General features: G+C 73.5%; 12 protein-coding genes. 1 reads left to right on the top strand and 11 read right to left on the bottom strand.

From position 1 onward, the window contains the following. Positions 1–27 precede the first annotated feature (27 nt). The 8 genes from proS to ftsY form a co-directional block, all read right to left on the bottom strand. Positions 28–1437 (bottom strand): proline--tRNA ligase, encoded by a 1410-nt coding sequence (gene proS / locus HAV39_RS35515; RefSeq protein ID WP_120318502.1) that lies wholly within the window; start codon positions 1435–1437, stop codon positions 28–30. A gap of 330 nt (positions 1438–1767) precedes the next feature. Continuing rightward, complete coding sequence (locus HAV39_RS35510; protein ID WP_191843541.1) at positions 1768–2850, bottom strand: amidohydrolase family protein; 1083 nt, start codon at positions 2848–2850, stop codon at positions 1768–1770. Positions 2851–3165: 315 nt separating this feature from the next. Continuing rightward, positions 3166–4731, bottom strand: a complete 1566-nt coding sequence (ffh, locus tag HAV39_RS35505; protein ID WP_191843540.1) for a signal recognition particle protein — start codon at positions 4729–4731, stop codon at positions 3166–3168. A 290-nt stretch (positions 4732–5021) separates the two neighbouring features. Further along, a complete protein-coding gene (locus HAV39_RS35500) occupies positions 5022–7298 on the bottom strand; it encodes a [protein-PII] uridylyltransferase (RefSeq protein ID WP_191843539.1) in 2277 nt (758 codons plus the stop codon). Between the two features lie 33 nt (positions 7299–7331). After that, the gene (locus HAV39_RS35495; protein WP_166386781.1) at positions 7332–7670 is read right to left on the bottom strand and encodes a P-II family nitrogen regulator; all 339 of its coding nucleotides are present in this window, start codon (positions 7668–7670) and stop codon (positions 7332–7334) included. A 24-nt stretch (positions 7671–7694) separates the two neighbouring features. Then, entirely contained in the window at positions 7695–9101 is a 1407-nt protein-coding gene (locus HAV39_RS35490) for an ammonium transporter (protein ID WP_191843538.1), read from the bottom strand. Between the two features lie 248 nt (positions 9102–9349). Beyond that, positions 9350–10156, bottom strand: coding sequence for an aminoglycoside phosphotransferase family protein (locus HAV39_RS35485; protein WP_120318496.1), 807 nt, complete (start codon positions 10154–10156; stop codon positions 9350–9352). 33 nt (positions 10157–10189) lie between these two features. Further along, on the bottom strand, positions 10190–11443 hold the full coding sequence (ftsY, locus tag HAV39_RS35480; RefSeq protein ID WP_191843537.1) for a signal recognition particle-docking protein FtsY: 1254 nt from the start codon (positions 11441–11443) through the stop codon (positions 10190–10192). A gap of 111 nt (positions 11444–11554) precedes the next feature. Here ftsY and HAV39_RS35475 point away from each other — a divergent pair, with 111 nt between their 5' ends. Next, a complete protein-coding gene (locus HAV39_RS35475) occupies positions 11555–13141 on the top strand; it encodes an alkaline phosphatase D family protein (RefSeq protein ID WP_239120845.1) in 1587 nt (528 codons plus the stop codon). 200 nt (positions 13142–13341) lie between these two features. Here HAV39_RS35475 and HAV39_RS35470 read toward each other — a convergent pair whose 3' ends face one another. Genes HAV39_RS35470 through HAV39_RS35460 form a run of 3 tightly spaced genes read right to left on the bottom strand, consistent with a single transcriptional unit; the run spans position 13342 to position 20203 of the window. Then, a complete protein-coding gene (locus HAV39_RS35470) occupies positions 13342–14205 on the bottom strand; it encodes an ABC transporter ATP-binding protein (RefSeq protein WP_191843568.1) in 864 nt (287 codons plus the stop codon). An 11-nt stretch (positions 14206–14216) separates the two neighbouring features. Further along, the gene (locus HAV39_RS35465) at positions 14217–17201 is read right to left on the bottom strand and encodes an FtsX-like permease family protein (protein ID WP_191843536.1); all 2985 of its coding nucleotides are present in this window, start codon (positions 17199–17201) and stop codon (positions 14217–14219) included. Next, positions 17198–20203: an FtsX-like permease family protein gene (locus HAV39_RS35460; protein WP_191843535.1), complete on the bottom strand. Its 3006-nt coding sequence runs from the start codon at positions 20201–20203 to the stop codon at positions 17198–17200. The genes HAV39_RS35465 and HAV39_RS35460 overlap by 4 nt, the downstream gene beginning before the upstream one ends. Positions 20204–20224 lie beyond the last annotated feature (21 nt).

Below are 20224 nucleotides of genomic sequence, written 5' to 3'. Positions count from 1 at the left end.
CCGGGGGCCGCTTCCGTGTCGTTCGGGTCAGTACGAGCGGGCCAGGATCGCGGTCAGGTCGGGCTCGTCCTGCGAGGCCGGGACGGAGCCGTCGGCCCGGAACAGGCAGCGCACCGTGATGGCGCGCTCGTTGGCCAGCGCCTCGCCGTCGACGCCGACCGCCGACCACGGCACCCGGGCCCAACCGGTGCCGGCCGCTTCCAGCGCCTCGTCCAGGGTGGACACCTCGACGGTGTTCGCCTCCCGGCGGGCGAGGGCCTCGTCGTACAGCGCCTTCTGGTCGGCCTCCAGCGCGGCGGTGACCGCGCCGACCGCCTCGCCGAGCTGGAGCGGGGTCTTCGAGCCGTCGATGCGGCGCACCAGCACGACCCGGCCCTCGGCCAGGTCCCGCGGGCCGACCTCGACCCGGATCGGGTAGCCCTTCAGCTCGGCGTCGACGGCGCGGCGGCCGAACGGGGTGTCGACCCGGTCGTCCAGCTTGGCCCGGACCCCGGCCGCGACCAGGTCCTCGACCAGCGTGCGGGCCGCGGAGGTGATCGAGCCGTCGGTCTCCTTGACGACGGTCACCAGCGCCTGGATCGGCGCGAGCGCCGGCGGGACGCGCATGCCGTTGTCGTCGCCGTGGCACATGATCAGACCGCCGAGCATGCGGGTCGAGGTGCCCCAGGACGTGGTCCAGGCGTGCTCGCGGGTGCCCGCCTGCGACGAGTACGCCACGTCGAACGCCTTGGCGAAGTTCTGGCCGAGCTCGTGCGAGGTGCCCATCTGCAGCGCCTTGCCGTCGCCCATCATCGCCTCCAGCGTGTACGTGCTGGTGGCACCCGCGAAGCGCTCGCGGTTGGTCTTGCGGCCCAGCACCACCGGGATGGCGAGCAGGTCACGCATGTGGCGCTCGTACACCTCATGGTGGATCTTCAGGGTGTATGCCTTGGCGTCGGCCTCGGTGGCGTGGGCGGTGTGCCCCTCCTGCCACAGGAACTCCGACGTGCGCAGGAAGATCCGGGGGCGCATCTCCCAGCGGACCACGTTGGCCCACTGGTTGAGCAGCAGCGGCAGGTCACGGTAGGAGTCGACCCACTTGGCCATGAACTCGCCGATGACGGTCTCGCTGGTGGGGCGCACCACGACCGGCTCGGCCAGCTGCTTGCCGCCGCCGTGGGTGACCACGGCGAGCTCGGGCGAGAAGCCCTCGACGTGCTCGGCCTCGCGCTTGAGGTAGCTCTCCGGGATGAACAGCGGGAAGTACGCGTTCTCCGCGCCCGCCGCCTTGATCCGGGCATCCATGTCGGCCTGCATCCGCTCCCAGATGGCGTAGGCCGTCGGTCGGATGACCATGGTGCCCCGGACCGGGCCGTTGTCGGCCAGCTGAGCCTTGGAGATCAGGTCCTGATACCAGCGGGGAAAGTCTTCCGCCCGGGGAGTGAGCACACGCGCCATAGCGGGTCATCCTACTGACCCGCGCCGGACCCGCTCCCCCCAGCCCGCCCGTGTCCCGCCTTACCCCGCCGCCCGAAGTGCTCAAGATCGCCCGACTTGCCTGGCACATGGGCGAAAGCGTGCGCAAGATACGCACAGGTGCCAGGCAAGTCCGACGATCACGAACCGGCCCGCCCTTTCCCCTGACCTCGCCACGCCAGACCCCACGGTGGCTGCAGTTTCGGGGAATCTGCAGTCTTCACGGCCCGGATTCGTGCACTTTCCCCGAAACTGCAGCGCCGATCCCGGCGCGCCGGCGCCCGGAGAGGGGTCGGGCGCGTCGGGGACGGGTCAGCGGATGATGTGGCCGCGGAGGACGATGCGTTGCGGGGCGAGCAGGGTGCGCAGGTCCTGGCGGGGGTCTTCGGCGTAGACGGTCAGGTCGGCCAGGCCGCCCTCGGTGAGGCCGGGGAAGCCGAGCCAGTCGCGGGCGCGCCAGGAGCCGGCGGCGAGCACGTCGTTCGCGGACATGCCGGCCGCGTGCAGGCGCAGCATCTCCTGTGCGGCGAGCCCGTGCGCGATGCCGCCGCCCGCATCGGAGCCGACGTAGATCGGCACCCCGGCGTCGTGCGCCGCGGACACCACGGCCGGGAACCGGTCCCGCAGCGCGAGCATGTGCTTGGCGTATCCGGGGAACTTCGCCTCGGCCCGCTCCGCGATGTGCCCGAACGTCTCGATGTTGATCATCGTGGGCACCAGCGCGGTCCCCCGGCGCGCCATCTCGTCGAGCAGGTCGGTGGACAGACCGGTGCCGTGCTCGACGCAGTCGATGCCCGCGCGCACCAGCGTCGCGACGCTCGACTCCTCGAAGCAGTGCGCGGTGATCCGCGCGCCGGCGGCGTGCGCCGCCGCCACGGCCGCGGTCAGCGTGGCCTCGTCCCAGGCCGGCGCGAGGTCGCCGCGGTCACGATCGATCCAGTCGCCGACCAGCTTCACCCAGCCCGTGCCCGCGGCCGCCTGCCGGGTCACCTCCGCGGCCACCTGGTCGGCGGGCACCTCGACCCCGATCTCGGGCAGATACCGGCGCGGCGGCGCGACGTGGCGGCCCGCGCGGGCCAGTCGCGGCACGTCGTGGTCGTCGTCCAGCGGGGCGTACGGGAACGGCGAGCCCGCGTCCCGGATCGCCAGCACCCCGGCGTCCCGGTCGACGAAGGCCAGTTCCCGCGCCTGCTCCAGGCTGGTCACCGGGGCCCCGCCGGGCGCGATGCCGATGTGGCAGTGCGCGTCGACCAGGCCCGGCAGCACGTATCCGCCGTCGGAGACCGTCCGCGCCCCCGGCACCGGGGTGAGCGTCACCCGGTCACCGACCAGCCACAGGTCCCGTACCTCGTCGTCGGGGAGCACCACGCCCCGCACATGCAGCGCCGTCGCCATGCCTCGCACTGTCCCACACGACTCGATCACCGCCGCGGGGGTGTCCCGGGTCGTCGCGGTCACCCGAACGGGTCGAGCACCGGCGGATCGAGGCCGGTCCCTTGCATTTGTTCGAACAGGTGTTCGATAATAGACGCAGGCGCGAGGCGTCGGCACAGCTGAGTGATGGCAGTCAGCAACTGTGCCGGCGCCTCCCCGACTGCATGCATCGATCCCATGCAGACGAAGATCGCCACCTCAGGCCCGGCGTCGGGGGGTGACCGGTAGCGGACCCTGAGGTGGCGATCTTCAAAAACCGTGCGGGACGGACCGGGCCTACTTGCCCTTGTCCTTGTCGTCGCCCTTCATCAGCTTGCCGAAGTCGAGCTTCGGGGCCTTGAACGGGCTGCCGCCGCCCATGCCCATCTGCTGCTCCAGCGCTGCCGGGTCCATGCCCGGGGGCAGCTGTGGCATGCCGCCGCCCATGCCGGGCAGGCCGGCCGGGAAACCGCCGCGCGGGCCGCCACCGCTCTTGGTGCCCTTGCGCTTGTTCTTGGGCGACTTGGTCGCCTTGCGGCGGCCGCCGCCGGGCAGGCCCATCATGCCGCCCATCTGCTTCATCATCTTCTGCGCCTGCTCGAAGCGGTTGAGCAGCTGGTTCACGTCGGTGACGGTGACCCCGGAACCGCGGGCGATACGCGCGCGCCGCGAGCCGTTGAGGATCTTCGGCGTGGTGCGCTCGCCCGGGGTCATCGAGCGGATGATCGCGGTGACCTTGTCGAAGTGGCTGTCGTCGAGCTCGGCCAGCTGGTCCTTCATCTGGCCCATGCCCGGCATCATGCCCAGCAGGTTCGCGATGGGACCCATCCGGCGTACGGCGATGAGCTGGTCCAGGAAGTCCTCCAGCGTGAACTGCTCGCCCCCGAGCAGCTTCGCCGTCATCTTCTCCTTCTGCTCCTCGTCGAAGGCCTGCTCGGCCTGCTCGATGAGGGTCAGCACGTCGCCCATGCCGAGGATGCGGCTGGCCATCCGGTCGGGGTGGAAGACGTCGAAGTCCTCCAGCTTCTCGCCGGTGGACGCGAACAGGATCGGCTGGCCGGTGACCTCGCGCACGGACAGCGCGGCGCCGCCGCGGGCGTCGCCGTCGAGCTTGGAGAGCACGACGCCGGTGATGCCGACGCCGTCGCGGAACGCCTCCGCGGTGGCCACGGCGTCCTGGCCGACCATCGCGTCGATGACGAAGATGACCTCGTCCGGGTTGACCGCGTCGCGGATCGCGGCGGCCTGCGCCATCATCTCGGTGTCGATGCCGAGGCGGCCGGCGGTGTCGACGATCACGATGTCGCGCATGTGGCGGCGCGCGTGCTCGATCGAGTCCTTGGCGACCTGCACCGGGTCGCCGGTGCCGTTGCCGGGCTCCGGCGCGTACACCTCGACACCGGCACGCTGGCCGAGCACCTGGAGCTGGTTGACCGCGTTGGGCCGCTGAAGGTCGCAGGCGACCAGCAGCGGCTGGTTGCCCTGAGCCTTGAGCCAGCGGGCGAGCTTGCCCGCGAGCGTGGTCTTACCGGAACCCTGCAGACCCGCCAGCATGATCACGGTAGGCGGCTGCTTGGCGAACTGGAGCCGCCGCGCCTCCCCGCCGAGGACCGCGACCAGCTCCTCGTGCACGATCTTGATGATCTGCTGGGCCGGGTTGAGCGCCTGCGAGACCTGCGCGCCACGCGCGCGCTCCTTGAGCCGGAAGATGAAGGCCTTCACCACCGGCAGGGCGACATCCGCCTCCAGCAGCGCCAGCCGGATCTCCCGGGCGGTGGCGTCCACGTCGGCGTCGGTGAGCCGGCCCTTGCTCCGCAGCTTGGAGAAGATGCCGGAGAGCCGGTCGCTCAGGGTGTCAAACACAGCGCAACATCCCCAATTGGTCGAGTTCGTCTGAATGAGCGGCTACAGGCAGCCCTGGTAAGGGTAGCCGCTGCCCTCACCGCCCGATCCCACTGCCGCCCGGTCCCGCATACCCACCCCGCCGACCCCGCGAACCGCCCACCCCCGGCCGCGTCCGCGTCCGCAAGATCGCCGGACTTGCCTGGCACATGGGCGAAAGCGGGATCAAGATACCCACAGGTGCCAGGCAAGTCGGATGATCGAGGGTCGCCTACCTCCGCGACGACCCGGGCGAGGTCGTGCGGGGCGGGTCAGGCGGCGGCGAGGACGGCGGCTTCGACGGTGTCGCGGTCGATGTCGCCGACGAGGTAGAAGGCGTCGACCACGTCGGCGCCGAGGGTGGAGACGCGGGCGGTGCGCACGTCGACGCCGAGTTCCGCCAGCGCCGAGGTGACCCGGTAGAGCAGGCCGGGCGAGTCCGTGGCGCGCAGCTCCAGCAGCGTCGCGCCGGTGGCCTCACCCCAGATGACCCGCGGCTCGGCCCCGGTCACCGGCTTGCGGCCGCCGGCGCTGCCCAGGCGGCGGGGCAGCGGCAGCTGGTCCAGCCCGACCCGGCGCAGATCCGCGGCCAGCAGCTCCCGGTCCGGCGGGGCGCCGTAGCGGTTGTTCACGGCGCATTCGATGATCGCGCGCTCGCCGATGGTGGACGTGCCCGCGGCGACGATCTCCAGTTTGTGCGTGGCCAGGCAGCCCGCGACCGCGGCGAGCAGGCCGACGCGGTCGTGCGCGGCCAGCGCCACCCAGTCGTCGGCGACCTGCACCACCGGCAGCGGCCCGGCCAGCAGCGCCGGGTCGGGCGGGGTGGGCTCGGGCAGCTGCCCGCCGCCGAGCACCTTGCGCACCCGCACGCACAGGTCGTCGATGAGCTTGGACTTCCAGGCCGACCAGGCGGCCGGGCCGGTGGCCTGGGCGTCGGCGCGGGCGAGCATCTGCAGCAGTTCGAGGGTGCCGGTGTCCCCGACGAGCTTGGCGACGTAGTTGATCGTCGCCGGGTCGTCGAGGTCGCGCCGGGTCGCCGTGTCGGGCAGCACCAGGTGGTATCGCACCAGCGCGGCGATCGTGTCCACGTCGGCGGCCGGCAGGCCGATCGCGGTGGCGATCTCGCGGGCCAGTTCCGCGCCGACCTCGCTGTGGTCACCGGGCAGGCCCTTGCCCACGTCGTGCAGCAGCGCGCCGAGCACCAGCAGGTCCGGCCGGGCCACCTCGCGCGACCAGGTGGCGGCGTTCGCGGCGGCCTGCACCAGGTGCCGGTCGAGGGTGAAGCGGTGCACAGGGTGGTGCTGCGGGGTGCCGCGCAGCCGGGTCCACTGCGGCAGCCAGGCCGAGGTGAGCCCGAACCGGTCGCAGGCCTCCCAGGCCGCCACCAGGCCGGTGCCCGCCCCGAGCAGGGTCAGCAGGGCGGTGCGGGCCGAGGCGGGCCACGGGGTCGGCAGCGGCGGGCAGAACCGGGCCAGCCATTCGAGGGTGGCCCGCGCGATGGGCATCTGGTGCTGGGCGGCGGCGGCCGCCACCCGCAGCGACAGCGACGGGTCGGGGTGCGGGCCGACGGCGGCCCGGGCCAGCACGATCTCGCCGTCGGCGGCGACCACGTCACGGGCGATCGGGCGGCGTACGGCCACCGCCTCGCGGGTGCGCGGGTCGCCGTGGCGGGATCCGGCGGCGGTCCAGCGCTGCACCGAGCGCCAGGCGTCGGTCAGCGACCACGAGACGGCACGGGCGTCGAGCCCGATCCGGCGCAGCAGCGTGTCACCGTCGGCGAGCCCGAGCAGCTCGGCCACCTGCAGGCGCTCCTGGGCCCGCAGCCGGTCGTTGCGTCGGCCGATGCTGACGTGCAGCGCGTCGCGTACGTCGAGCAGCCTGGTCGCGGCGGCGCGCACCTGGGGCGGCAGCGCGTCGGCGACGCCCGCGACACCGATGCCGCGCAGCACGCCGACATCGCGCAGGCCGCCGGCGGCCTCCTTGACGTCTCCTTCGAGCAGGTACGCCAGCTCACCGTGGGCGGCGTGGCGCTCCTCGACCAGCTCTCGCAGCCGCAGCAGCTGGCGGCGCGCGGTGCGCCGCCACTGGTCCACCGCGGCCCGGCTTAGCTGGGCGGACAGTGCCGGGTCACCGGCGATGTGGCGGGCGTCGAGCAGCCCGAGGGCCACCTTGACGTCGTCGTGCGCCGCGTCGAGGGACTCGGCGACGGTGCGGGTGGAGTGGTCCAGGCCCATCCGGGCGTCCCAGATCGGATACCACAGTGACGCGGCCAGTTCGTCGACCCGCGGCACCCCGGCGTGCACCAGGATCAGGTCCAGGTCGCCGTGCGGGGTGCACTCGCGGCGGCCCAGCCCGCCGACGGCCACCAGGGCGACCCCGGCGACGCCGTCCGGCATGAGCCGGCGCAGCCAGGCGTCGAGCGCGTCGGCCCGGGCTAGCCGGGCGGCCGGGCCGATGGAGGACTGCTCGCGCAGCGCGAGCCGCGCATAGTCGGGCCCGGGGCCCGCCGCGCTGTCCGATGCGGAAGCTACGACGTTCCCCGGGCCCATGTGGTCCTCTTTCAGGTTGTTGCGACTACTGCCTCAGAGCGCGTCGAGTCCGCGCTCGCCGGTGCGGACCCGGACCACCTCGGACACCTCGGTGACCCAGACCTTTCCGTCCCCGATCTTGCCGGTCCGGGCGGCGGTGACGATGGAGTCGACGACCTTCTCCACGTCCAGCTCGTCCGTGACCACCTCGATCCGGATCTTCGGCAGGAACTCCACCGTGTACTCGGCACCCCGGTACACCTCGGTGTGGCCCTTCTGCCGGCCGTAACCCTGGACCTCGCTGACCGTCAGCCCGGCGACGCCCATGGCGTGCAGAGCCTCCTTCACAGCGTCCAACTGGTACGGCTTGATGACGGCGGTGACCAGCTTCATGCTCAACCCCTCCATCTGGGAACCTTAGCCGGACACCTTTTCGGTGGCCGGTGCCGTCTCTTCCACATCGGCCTTGGGAGCCTTGGGCGTACCGATACCGGCCAGTGCGAAGGCGCCGGCGCTGCCGCCGCCCGCCGAGGACGACAGCTCGTACGCGCTCTCCGCGTGCTCGGCCACGTCGATGCCCTCGACCTCGGCCTCGGGCTTGACCCGGAAGCCGACGGTCTTGTCGATGACGAACGCGAGCAGTGCCGCGACCACGAACGAGAAGACCGTCACGATGCCGCTGGCCAGCGCCTGCCGGCCGAGCTGGGTGACCCCGCCACCGTAGAACAGGCCGTCCTGGCCGCCCAGCGTGGTGATGAAGGAGTTCAGCTCGGTGCTGGCGAACAGACCGATGAACAGCGAACCGATCCAGCCACCGACGAAGTGCACGCCGACCACGTCGAGCGAGTCGTCGTAGCCGAGCTTGTACTTCAGGCCGACCGCCAGCGCGCAGACCGCACCGGCCACCAGGCCGAGCAGCACCGCGGGCAGGGTCGGGATGAAGCCACAGGCCGGGGTGATCGCGACCAGACCGGCGACCGCGCCGGAGGACGCGCCGACCAGGGTCGGCTTGCCGTCACGGAACCACTCGACGATGATCCAGCCGAGCAGACCGGCGGCCGTGGCCACCTGGGTGTTCAGGAACGCGACACCCGTGATGGCGTCGACCGTCAGCTCCGAGCCCGCGTTGAACCCGAACCAGCCGAACCACAGCAGACCGGCGCCCAGGGCGACGAACGGCACGTTGTGCGGCTTGAACTTGTCCTTCGGCCAGCCGATGCGCTTGCCGAGCACCAAGGCCACGCCGAGTGCCGCGGCACCGGCGTTGATGTGGACCGCGGTGCCACCCGCGAAGTCGAGCGCGAAGATCTTGGCGCCGATGAAGCCGCCACCCCACACCCAGTGCGCGACCGGGATGTAGACCAGGGTGACCCAGCCGAAGGCGAACAGCAGCCAGCCGGCGAACTTCGCCCGGTCGGAGATCGCGCCGCTGATCAGGGCGACCGTGATGATCGCGAACATCATCTGGAAGATGGCGAACACGTACGTCGGGATGCCCGTCGACGCGCCGGCCAGGAACCAGATCTCGCCCGTCTTGCCGGTCGGCATCCCCAGGTAGGTGGAGAAGTTACCGATGAAGGAGTTCAGGTCCGCGTTCTCGTTCGTGCCGAACGCGGCCGTGAAGCCATAGACGACCCAGATGATGGAGACGAGCCCGATCGAGGCGAAGCTCATGATCATCATGTTGAGGACGCCCTTGGCACGGTTCAGGCCGCCGTAGAACAGCGCCAGACCCGGAGTCATGAGCAGCACCAGAGCGGACGAGACCAGCAGCCACGCTGTGTTACCGGTGTCGATCGTCGGTGGATCTTCGACGAGCAGCACGCTGCCCTCCTAAGTGAGTGGGTTCCTCCCAGCCAGCCCCGAGGTCGACCGTCGTGGCGCCACCGTGTCGGCGGGCCGCTCGTCATGTCATCCCCGACCGATCGCCGCAGTGCCATCGGTGCTGGTTGGGGGGCAGCATCGCCAACCCCTGTTTCGCGCAGTGACGCTGCTCGGTTTCCGGCACGTCACGATCTGTTTCGTACGTGTGAAGAAATGTTCACACGTGAGGAGACCATTCATGGCGCGTTTCAGCGCAGCGCGTGCTCCAGCGTGTACCGCTCGTAGTCAATCAGCCGAAGGTCGCGAAGCGGCCGACGAAGGTGGCCCTTCTGCACGATACGTACGAACGCCGGCTCCCCCGCCGTGGCGAGGCGGCGGATGCCCTCGACGTGGTCCACGATGCGCTTGCGGATGGTCCGCACGAGACGGTGCCGGTCGCGCGGGATCAGCCCGTACGCGTCGGCGAACAGGCGCAGCCGGCGGGGCCGGTCGGGCCGGTGCCAGCCGAGCGTTATCGAGTCGCGGTCGCTGAAGATCGGCACCCAGGTCCAGGCTGCGTACGCCACGTCGTAGATGCGCGAGCCGGGCGACGCGAGGTCGAAGTCGATCATCGCGAGGGTGCCGTCCGGCCGCCAGATGACGTTGTGCGGAGCGGCGTCGTGGTGGCAGATGATCTCCGCGTCCGGCGGCGGCGGCCCGAACGAGCGCCACACCCCGCCCGGCGGCGTGCGGAAGCCCGCCTGCGCGTCGTGGAACATGCGCAGCATGGTGGCGACCGTGACCAGCGCCTCGTCGGTGACCCAGTGCGGGGCCAGCGGGTACTCCCCGCACTCGCCCGGCAGGTAGGACAGCACCTCACGGCCGTGCTCGTCCATGCCCAGGGCACGGGGGGAACCGGTGAAACCGGCGTACTCGAGATGGCGCAGCAGGGCGTGCACGGTCGGGGTCCACGGGCCGGCGTTGCGCCGGACCGTCTCGCCGACCCGCACCACCGTGCTGACGTTTCCGCCACGCAGCGGGATCTCGGTGGGATCCTGGAAAGGGGCTGTCACCATGGACTCGTCAGCTGCTCGTCGCTCGTCGGCTCGTCACTCGTCGCCCAGCAGGGCGGAGACGAACTGCTGTGGGTCGAAGGGTGCGAGATCGTCGGGACCCTCGCCAAGGCCGACCAGTTTCACCGGAATGCCGAGAGCACGCTGCACCGCGATCACGATACCGCCCTTCGCCGTGCCGTCCAATTTAGTGAGCACCACGCCGGTGACGTCGGCGACCTCGGTGAAGACCCGAGCCTGGCTCAGCCCATTCTGTCCCGCGGTGGCGTCGAGCACCAGCAGGGTCTCCGAGACCGGGCCGTGCTTCTCCACCACGCGCTTGATCTTGCCGAGCTCGTCCATCAGGCCGACCTTGTTCTGCAGGCGGCCGGCGGTGTCGATGAGCACGGTGTCGACGCCCGCGTCGATGCCCTTCTTGACCGCGTCGAACGCGACGGCGGCCGGGTCACCGCCCTCGGGACCGCGCACGACCTGCGCCCCGACCCGGCTGGCCCAGGTGGCCAGCTGCTCGGCGGCGGCCGCGCGGAAGGTGTCGGCCGCGCCCAGCACCACGGTGTGACCGTCGGCGACCAGCACCCGGGCGATCTTGCCGCAGCTGGTGGTCTTGCCGGCGCCGTTCACGCCGACGACCAGGATCACCGACGGCTTGCCGTCGACGACCCCGGTGTGCAGCGAGCGGTCCAGCTTCGGGTCCAGCGCCTCGGTCAGCTCCTCGGTCAGCAGCGCGCGTAGGTCGGCGCTGGTCCGGGTGCCCAGCACCCGGGTGCGCTCGCGCAGCTTCGCCACGATCTCGGTGGTCGCCTGCACGCCCACGTCGGCGCTGATCAGGCTCTCCTCGACCTCGTCCCACGCGTCGTCGTCGAGGTGGTCGCGGGAGAGCAGGCCGAGCAGTCCCTTGCCGAAGACGTTCTGCGAGCGCGACAGCCGGGCGCGCAGCCGCACCAGGCGGCCCGCGGTCGGCTCCGGCGTCTCGATCTCCGGTTCGGCCGGCTTCGGCGGCGCGACCTCGACCGGCGGGGCCGTCTCCCCCGGCGCGGGCGGGGCCGGCGCGGGCACCACGGCCGGCTTGCCGGGTGCGGCCTTCTCCGGCGCCTTCTCGGGCGCGGGCTTCTCCGGCGCGGGTGCCGTGATCACGCTCGGCGGGATCTTCTCCCCGCGCTCGATCCCCGGGCGCTGCTCCTCGGCGGGCGGCAGCGCGCCGCGGCGCGGCCGGCGGACCAGGAACAGCGTCAGCCCGGCCAGCAGCAGCAGGCCGATGACCACGAGTACGGGGACGAGCGCGTCTTTCATGCTCGGCATCCTCTCAAACCTGGGGCCGTCCGGCGCACACCGGAGGCCGCGCGCGCCGATACGACAGGCTCCGCCCTGGCCCCGGCTGCGCCGATCCCGGAGGATGTCCGCGTGGCGAACCTCCTCCTCGGCCCGCTCCTGCGCCGCGTCGACGGTGACCAGGCGGTCATCTGGGTACAGACCGACCAACCCGCGCAGGTGCGCGTGCGGGCCGGTGACATCACCGTGACGTCGGACACGTTCGAGGCGTTCGGGGTGCACGTGGGGCTGGTGGTGCTGGCCGGGCTGCCGTCCGGCACGACGTCGTACGCCGTCGAACTCGACGGCGCGACCGTGTGGCCGTTGCCCGGATACCCCGCTTCCGTGATCACTATCCGGGATCCGGGGCGGGCCGACGCGGTGATCGCGTTCGGCTCCTGCCGGGAGGCCAGCGCGTCGACGCATGCCGAGGCCGGGCACGACCCCGACGCCCTGGAGGCGCTCGGGCACCGGCTGCTGGCGCAGGCCCGGACCGGGCAGGCGGAGCTGCCCGACCTGCTGGCGCTGATCGGCGACCAGATCTACGCCGACGGCCTGTCCGCACCCACCCGCAGCTGGCTGGCCGGGCGGGCGCGGCCCCTGTCGGCCCCGGACGGGCACGTGGTGACCTTCGCCGAGTACGTGCACCTCTACCACGAGTCGTGGACCGAGCCGCCGGTCCGCTGGCTGCTGTCGACGGTGCCCAGCGTGATGATCTTCGACGACCACGAGATCATGGACGACTGGAACTCCTCGGCCGCCTGGCTCGCAGAGGTGCGCCGCGAGCCCTGGTGGGACGAGCGCAGCACCACCGGGATCGCGTCCTACTGGCTGTTCCAGCACCTCGGCAACCTGACCCCGGACCAGCTCGACCGCGACCCGGTGTGGACGCGCATCCGGGGCGGCGAGGACGCCACCGCGGTGCTCACCGAGTTCGCGACCCGGGTCGCGACGCCCGCCGGGCCCGACCCCTACCCGTGGGGGTACACCGTCGACGTCGGCCGGACCCGGCTGGTCATGCTCGACTGCCGGGGCAACCGGGTGATCGACGGACCCGAGCGCCGGATGTGGCCCCAGGAGCACTGGGACGAGCTGGCCGAGCAGGCCCGCGCCGGCTGCGACCATCTCGTGCTGGCCTGCTCCCTGCCGTGGCTGCTCGCGCCCACGATCCACCACGGCGAGGCCGTGATCGAGGTGCTGGCCGCCCGGCGGCCCGGCATGGAGCGGCTGCGCCAGAAGTACGACCTGGAGCACTGGGCGGCGGTCGGGCACTCGTTCGACGAGCTCACCGCCCTGATCGCGGGGGTGCGCGGACCCGCCACGGTCAGCGTGCTCGGCGGCGACGTGCACCACTCGTACGTCGCCCGGGCCTCGATCCCGGGCGCGACCGCAGTCGTGCACCAGATCACCTGCTCACCGCTGCACCAGAGCATCCAGGGCGTCATGCGCACCCTGCTACGGGTGGGCTGGTGGCGGGCGCTGTCCGGCCCGGCGGCCCTGGTCGCCCGCCTGTTCGGGGTGCCCCGGCCGCGGGTGCGCTGGCGCGCCTACGACCCGCCGTACTTCGGCAGCGCCGTGGCCACCCTTACCCACCACGGCCGCGCCGCGTCGGTCGTCATCGAGGGCACCGCCGACGGCACCGGACTGTCCCCCGTGCTCCGCTACGACCTCACGGCCTGACGTCCGCCACCGGGTTCTGTGTCGGAATAGCGACACAGAACCCGAGCCCAGCCCCAGCCCCAGCGCTGCATAGACGCCGGCCTATCACATCGACTATTTCGCGATCGAACTCGATGTAATAGGCCAGCGCCTATGCAAAACGGGGTGCGGACGGTGCGCACGGGTCGGCGGACCCCGGCCGGGGCCCCGGTCTCCAGCCGTCAGGCGGACTCGGACGCCACCGGCACGGACACCGAGTGGTCGTCGGTGACCAGGGTGACCTTGCCGTTGGCGTGCTCGACCGAGAGCAGCGTGCCGGGCGGCAGCACGTCCAGCACGTCCGGTGGCAGCTGCACGGTGCCGTCTCCGGCGATGACCGCGAACTCGCGGCCGTCGCGGCCCTCGGAGCCGACGCGGCCGTCGCGGATGGTGACCGCCCGGCCCAGCCGCGCGCCCACGTCGGGGTCATGCGTGACGGCGACGATGGTGGTGCCGCGCTCGGTGTTGACCGCCTCCAGCGCCGCCAGCACCTCGTCGCGTGCGGTCCGGTCGAGCTGGCTGGTCGGCTCGTCCACCAGCAGCAGGCCGGGCGAGGCGGCCATGCCGACCGCGATGGCGGCCCGCTGCGCCGCGCCGGGCGGCAGGTCCTGCACCTTGCGGTGACCCAGCCCGGTCAGCCCGAGCAGCGACAGGATGCGCTCCGGCGGCTCCAGGTCGGCGGGGCGCACGTGCGCCGCCCGGCGCTGGGCCAGCCACACGTTGCTGAGCACGGTGGCGTACGGCAGCAGGTTGCGCCGGGCCCCCTGCAGCACCACGCCCAGGTCCGTGCCGCGCAGCCGGGCCAGTTCGGCCTCGCTGATCCGGCCGATGTCGACCAGGCCGATCTGCACCCGCCCGGCGCTGGGCCGCATCAGCCCGGCCAGCAGCGCGATCAGCGTCGACTTGCCGGAGCCGGACGGCCCGACCAGGGCCACCCGCTCTCCCGGCGCGATGTCCAGGTCGACACCGGCCAGCGCGACCACGTCGCCGCCCTCGGCGCGATAGATGTGCACCACCCGGCGGCACACCACGGCCAGGCCGGTCAGGCTGGAGTTCTTCACGACGTCGCTCCCTCGCTCCCGCGGGCCACCTTCGTGGCGAGCAGGCAGGTTGTCAACAGCACCAGCAGGGCCGCCGCGATCGGGGCGGCGACCAGCGGCCCGGGCAGGTCGGGCGGGGGCACGGCCGTGCCCCCGTCGCCGAACACCGGCAACACGCCGCGGGCCAGCGCCCACGACAGCACCGCGGCCAGCAGGCCGATCACGGTGCCCGCGAGCACCAGGGCGAACCGGCCGCCCAGGTCCGCGCTGCGCAGCACCCGCTCGCTGACGCCCTGCGCGCGCAGCGTCGCCAGCCCGCCGTCGGTCCGGCCGCGTTCGAGCACCGCGGTGACCAGGAGGCCGCCCGCGGCGAAGAGCACACCGACGAGCGCGGCCGCGGCCAGGAACAGCATCGCCAGCGCGGGGGCCTGCTCCTCGTAGAGGTGCAGCTGCCCGGCGGCGTCGCGCTCGCCGAGCACCTTCAGCCCGCTGGCCTCCAGACGCCTGACGAGATCGGCGGGCGCGTCGGCGGACAGCCACACCTCGGGCTCCTGCGCGTCCGATTCACCTCCCACCCGCAGGTCGGCGTACTGCAGGTCGACCAGCGCGCCGTGCGAGCCGTTGCGGGGCACCAGCGGCAGGGTGCCCGCCCGGACGATCGGGACCCGCACCGTGCCGCCCGCACCGAGCAGCTCGGGCGGCAGGTCACCGGCGGCGACCAGGGGCAGCGGGTCGGGCGCGGGATCGGCCGCGGCGCGCATGTCCGGCGTGAGCACGCTGTCCACCCACACCCGCAGGCCGCCGGCGGCGGGAGCCATCTCCGGCACGGGCCGCGCGGCGCTGGTCTGCGGCAGCCGCCAGTGGTGTCCGGCCAGCTCCGCGCCGGCCAGCACCGTCTTGCCGGTGGGGTCGCGCAGGTCGCCGACGGTCAGGTCGACCAGGTAGCGCTTCGGCGTGAAGAGGTCCACCATCAGGTGCCTGAGCTGGCACGCGTCGGCCGCGCAGGTGGGCGTGGCGATCCGGTACGCGTGCGTGCCCGGCAGCAGCTTGTCCACCCGGACCGTGGACTGGGCCCCGCCGGTGCCGACGAGGCGCAGGGTGAGGCCCGCCTTGGCACCGGGCTCGAGCCGGTCCAGCGTCACGGTGATCTCGACCTCGGCCGCGGTCAGCGACAGCGGGGTGACCTCGGTGGGCCGCAGCTGCCGCGCCACCTCGGCCGGGGGCGTGGCCCCGTACGCGTCGGGCCACAGCGCCACCGCCGCGAACCGGGAGCTGTCCACGGCCAGCAACTTCGTCTCGCTGTTCACGTTCACCCGCATGGCCGCCATCGCGTACCGGCCGGACGGGTCCGCGGCGCGCACCGCGTGCAGCAGGCTGGCCGCGGGCAGCGCCTCGACCTGGAGCACCCGGGCCGCGCCGACCTGCACCTCGGCCCGTTCGTGCCAGGCCTGCGCGGCCACGTCCCGAGCCGACAGCGCGAACCCGAGCAGGCCGAACACGACGGTCAGCAGCACCACGACCCAGTGCGTGCCGCCGCCCCGGGCCAGCGTCAGCGCGGCCAGGCCGGTACGCAGCCGCCCGCGGCGCAGCGCCCGTTTGCCCAGCCGCTCGGCGGGCACGCCGATCGCGCGGGCCGCGACCAGGCCCAGGCCCAGCGCGATGCACAGCGGCGCGAGCAGCCCGATGCCGCCCGAGCCGGTGTCCCCGCCCGCCGCGACCTGGTAGCCGGCGACCAGTGCGAGCGCGCCGACCATCGCCTCGACGCCGCCGACGAGGCCGCCGCGGCGGCGCACCCTGGCCCGGCGCAGCAGGCCCAGCACCGGTGTCGTGAGCGCGCGCACCTGCGCGAGCAGCCCGGCCAGCAGCGCGCCGAGCACCGCCACGGCGGTGTACAGCGCCGACGCCGGGTTCAGGTACACCGGCGGCGAGCCGGGCAGCGCGACCGTCGCCAGCAGCGCGGTCGCCGCGTACCCGAGCAGGTAGCCGGGGATCACGGCGAGCAGCACCGGCACCGACGTCTCGGCGGTGGCCAGCCACCACCGGGTGCGGGCGGGCACGCCGCGCAGCGCGGTCAGGCCCAGCTCGCCGCGCCGCTGCTCGACCCCGCCGGCCACCGCGATGAACAGCACCAGCCAGCACAGCATCACCAGCGGCACGGCCGCCAGCAGCAGGCTCGACGCCAGCTGCGACTCGCCGTCCTTGATCCGGGCGATGAGCTTGCTCAGTTCGCTGTCGACGCCGAAACCGCCCGCGTCCAGCTCGGACTCGGCGTCGCCCAGGTCGTCGCGCAGCCGGTCCATGTCGTCGAACGCCGCAGGGGTGACCAGGAGGTCCACCATGCGCATCCGGCTGCCCTCGACGGCCGCCACGGTGCGCTCGGTGGCGAACGCTGCGGGCTGGTCGAGGCCGGTGAGGATCTCTCGATCACCCCAGTACGGGTCGTCGAACCGGACCGGGGCGTAGAAGCCGACGACGGTGAGGCGCACCGGGGACCTCTCCTCCTCGTCCCGCGATCCGGTCGGCGGCGTCTGGAACGCCAGGTCCTGCCCGGGCGCCACGGCGAGGTCGCGGCCGGCGTCCTCGCGCAGCACGACCTCGCGCTCGCCGGTGGCACACCGGCCCCGGACGATCACCAGGTGCTCGCAGATCCCGGTCCGGGTGGCCAGGAACATGTTCTGCGCCTTCTCCTCGCCCTCCGCGTTCTTCTCGCCCTGCGCGCCGGTGACGACGACCTGCGCCGAGGTGCCACTGAGCGTGATCATCCCGGGCACGTACGGGCGCAGCGGCTGGTCGCCGCCGCGCGGGTCGTCCGAGGTCTGCGCGGTGACCACCCGCTCGTCCACACTGGCCGCCGCGACCTCCACCCCGCGCAGCGACTCGGCGGCCGCGTCCTGGTAGAGCGGTCCCGCGGCGGCGGCGGCCGCGGCCAGTGCCGTCAGCAGCAGCGTGATGACCGCCAGCCCGCGCCGGGCCCGCACCATCGCCCACAGCAGCGCCGTCATCGCTGTCCCTCCTGACTGCCGGGGCGACCGGTGGTGGCCCGGGCCAGCGAACGTCCGGCCGTGAGGGCGGCCGCGAGCAGCACCGCGGTGGCCGCGACGACCGCCGCCGCGACGACCGCCAGACCCGGTCCCGGCGGCGCGAGGCCCCCGCTGGCGGTCAGCATCTGCCGGGCCGGGCCGCTGACGGCCCAGGCCGCGGTGGCGGTCAGCGCGCCCACCGGGGCCGCGATTCCGATCATGGCGAGGTTGCCGAGGCGGCCCGCGCGGGCGGCCGCACCGGCGGGCAGTCCCTGCATCCGCAGCGCGGCCAGCTCGGCCGACCGGTTCCGGCGGTCTGTCGCCGCGAGCACGAGCACGGCCAGCGCCACCAGCAGCACGCTGAGCACCGCCGCCGCCAGGTGCAGCCGCAACGCCAGCCCGGCGCCCTGCTCGCGGTAACGGTCGATGCGCTCCGGCACGGCCTCGTCGCGCACCGGCACCAGGCCGGCCGCGCGCAACCGGTCCACGGCGTCGGCCGGGGCGGCGTCGTTCAGCCATACCTGCAGCTGGATGGCGTTGTCCCGGCTGCCGCTGAGCCGGTCGGCGGTCTGCAGGTCGAACAGTGCCCCGGCGGTGCTCGCGCCCGGCAGCACCGGCGACACCCAGCGCAGGTCCACCGGCCGCGGCAGCGCCTGCAGCGGCTCGATCTCGGACAGCTCACCGGTGTGCGCCAGCCACGGCGGCCCGGCCGCGACCACCGGCAGCGGCACGGGCGCGTCGGAGACGTACACCCTGTTGTCGGTGCTGATCTGGCGCGGATCGCTGGGCACGTAGCGCATGCTCACCGCGTCGTCGGCGTTGAGCACCGTGACCTCGCGCTCGGCGCCCAGTTCGGGCCGCCACCGCGAGGCCGCGCCGATGGCCCGCCCCTCCAGCAGGGTGCGGTCCGGGCCGAGCTGGCGCAGCCCGTGCAGCCAGAAGCCGTCGGGCGAGACGGGGAAGCTCAGCCAGAACAGCCGGCAGCCGGGCGCGACCGCGCACGCCGGCAGGTCCAGCCGGTACTGCCGGCGGCCGGCGCCGTCCGCGATCTCGACCATGCCGGTGACCGGCGCCCCGTCCGGCCCGACCAGGGCGACGGTCAGCCGCATGGGCCCGTCGAAGTCATCGGTGGTGCGCACGTCCAACTCCAGTCCGCCGCCGGCCACCAGCACGGGGTCGCCCGCGGGGGCGCGCAGCAGGCGTGCGGTGTCGGCCGCGGACACGGTCGCGCCGTCGGGCCACAGCGCCACGGCGGCCAGCCGCGTGCTGTCCACCCCCAGCAGGGTCAGGTCCGGGTCGTCCTGGCGGGTCACCGCCATGGCCCAGGCCCCCGCCGGGTCGGCCTTGGCGACCGCGGTCAGCAGCGCGGTACGCGACTGCGCGTAGACGGTCAGCGCCCGCGGCGCGCCGAGCGACAGCTCGGCCCGTTCCCGGGCCGCGCCCGCGGCCACGTCCCACGCGCTCACCGTGTACCCGACCAGGGCCACCGCGACGACGGTCAGCGCGACCAGGCGGTCCGCGCCGGGACGGCGGGCCACCTGGAGCGCGGCCAGCCCGTGCGCGAGGCGACCGCGGTGCAGCCGGGACGCGCCGAACCGGGTGGCCGCGGAGCGCACCACCCGGGCGGTGAGCAGGCCGACCACGATCGCGAGCAGCAGCGGGGCGAGCAGCGGCAGCCCGCCCTCCTGGCTGTCGGAGGCGTACGACTGCCCGATCGCGGCCAGCGCGACGACCGCCACGGCCAGCTCGACCAGCCCGACGCGCCGCCGCCGCCGGGTCGGCACCTGCCGCAGCCCCTCCATGAGCGAGCCGGAGAACACCCGGCGCTCGGCGACCGCCGCGCTGATCATCACGACGAGCAGCGTGCCGACTGCTGCCAGCAGTCCCCCTTGGTCGAGCACGACGTCCTGGGCCCGCGCGAACGTCGCCCAGGTCAGCAGGCGCACCAGCAGCCAGCCGAGCAGCACCCCGAACGGCGCGGCGACCAGCAGCACGAGTGCGGTCGGGCCCAGCGCGAGCAGCGCCCGGTGCCGTGGCGGCACCCCGCGCAGCAGGCCCAGCGCCAGCTCGCCGCGCCGCTCCGACGCGGTGTAGCCGATCGCCATCAGCAGCACGAACCAGCACACGACCAGCAGCTGCACCGCGCCGAGCGGGGCGGCCAGGCGCAGCACCTCCCGGGTGTCCTCGATCCGCTGCAGCAGCCGGGGCAGCCCGTTGTCGATCCGCACCCCGACCAGGCCCATGCCGGGCTTGACGACCTCGGTCAGCCCGTCGAGGTTGCCGGACGTGAAGGTCTCGTCCCCGGCGATCATGTCCACGGTCGCGATCAGGGTGCTCGCGTCGAGCGCCGCCACCGTCGGCGCGGCCACGAACAGCGGGTTGCCCGCCCGCTGCGGCCGCGGTGTGAAGTCGGCCCGCCCGGCCCAGTACGGGTCGCCGCCGGCCAGCGGCCCCGCGGGGTCGTACACGGCGACCACGCGCAGCGTCACCGGCGCGGGGGCCCGGTTGGCCTGGTAGGCGAACTCGCCGCCGGTGCTCACGCCGAGCCGCTGCGCGGTGGGTTCGCTGATCGCCACCTCGCCCGCGGCGGCCGGGCAGGTCCCGGCGGTGAGCACCAGGTGCTCGCACACGTCCGCACGCATGGACAGCGGGGCGTCGACCGGCGACACGCCGGGCACCCGCCCGTCCGCGTGCACCCCGACGACCTCGGTCAGCCCGCTGCCGTCGGTGCGCTCGGCGACCTGGCCGCGCAGGCTGTCGAGCTGCGAGGTGTACCCGTTGGCCGCCGCGATCTCGGCGGTGAAGGTGATGGCGCGCTCGGCCGCGGTGGCCGCGCGCAGTTCGGCGGCGACCACGGCGCGATCGGCGGCGGAGGCGTAGAGCGGAGCCGCGGTGCCGGCGGCGACCGCCAGCACGGCCAGCACCGCCAGGGTCACGACCTGGCTGCGGCGGCTGGCCAGCACGCCGAGCACCAAGCGGAGCATGGGTTACCTCTTCGGGGGGTC

The sequence above is a fragment of the Catellatospora chokoriensis genome (assembly GCF_011297315.1).
Classification (GTDB): Bacteria; Actinomycetota; Actinomycetes; order Mycobacteriales; family Micromonosporaceae; genus Catellatospora; species Catellatospora citrea.
Note: the sequence above shows the minus strand (reverse complement) of the source record. Positions and strands in the feature narration are given on the sequence as shown.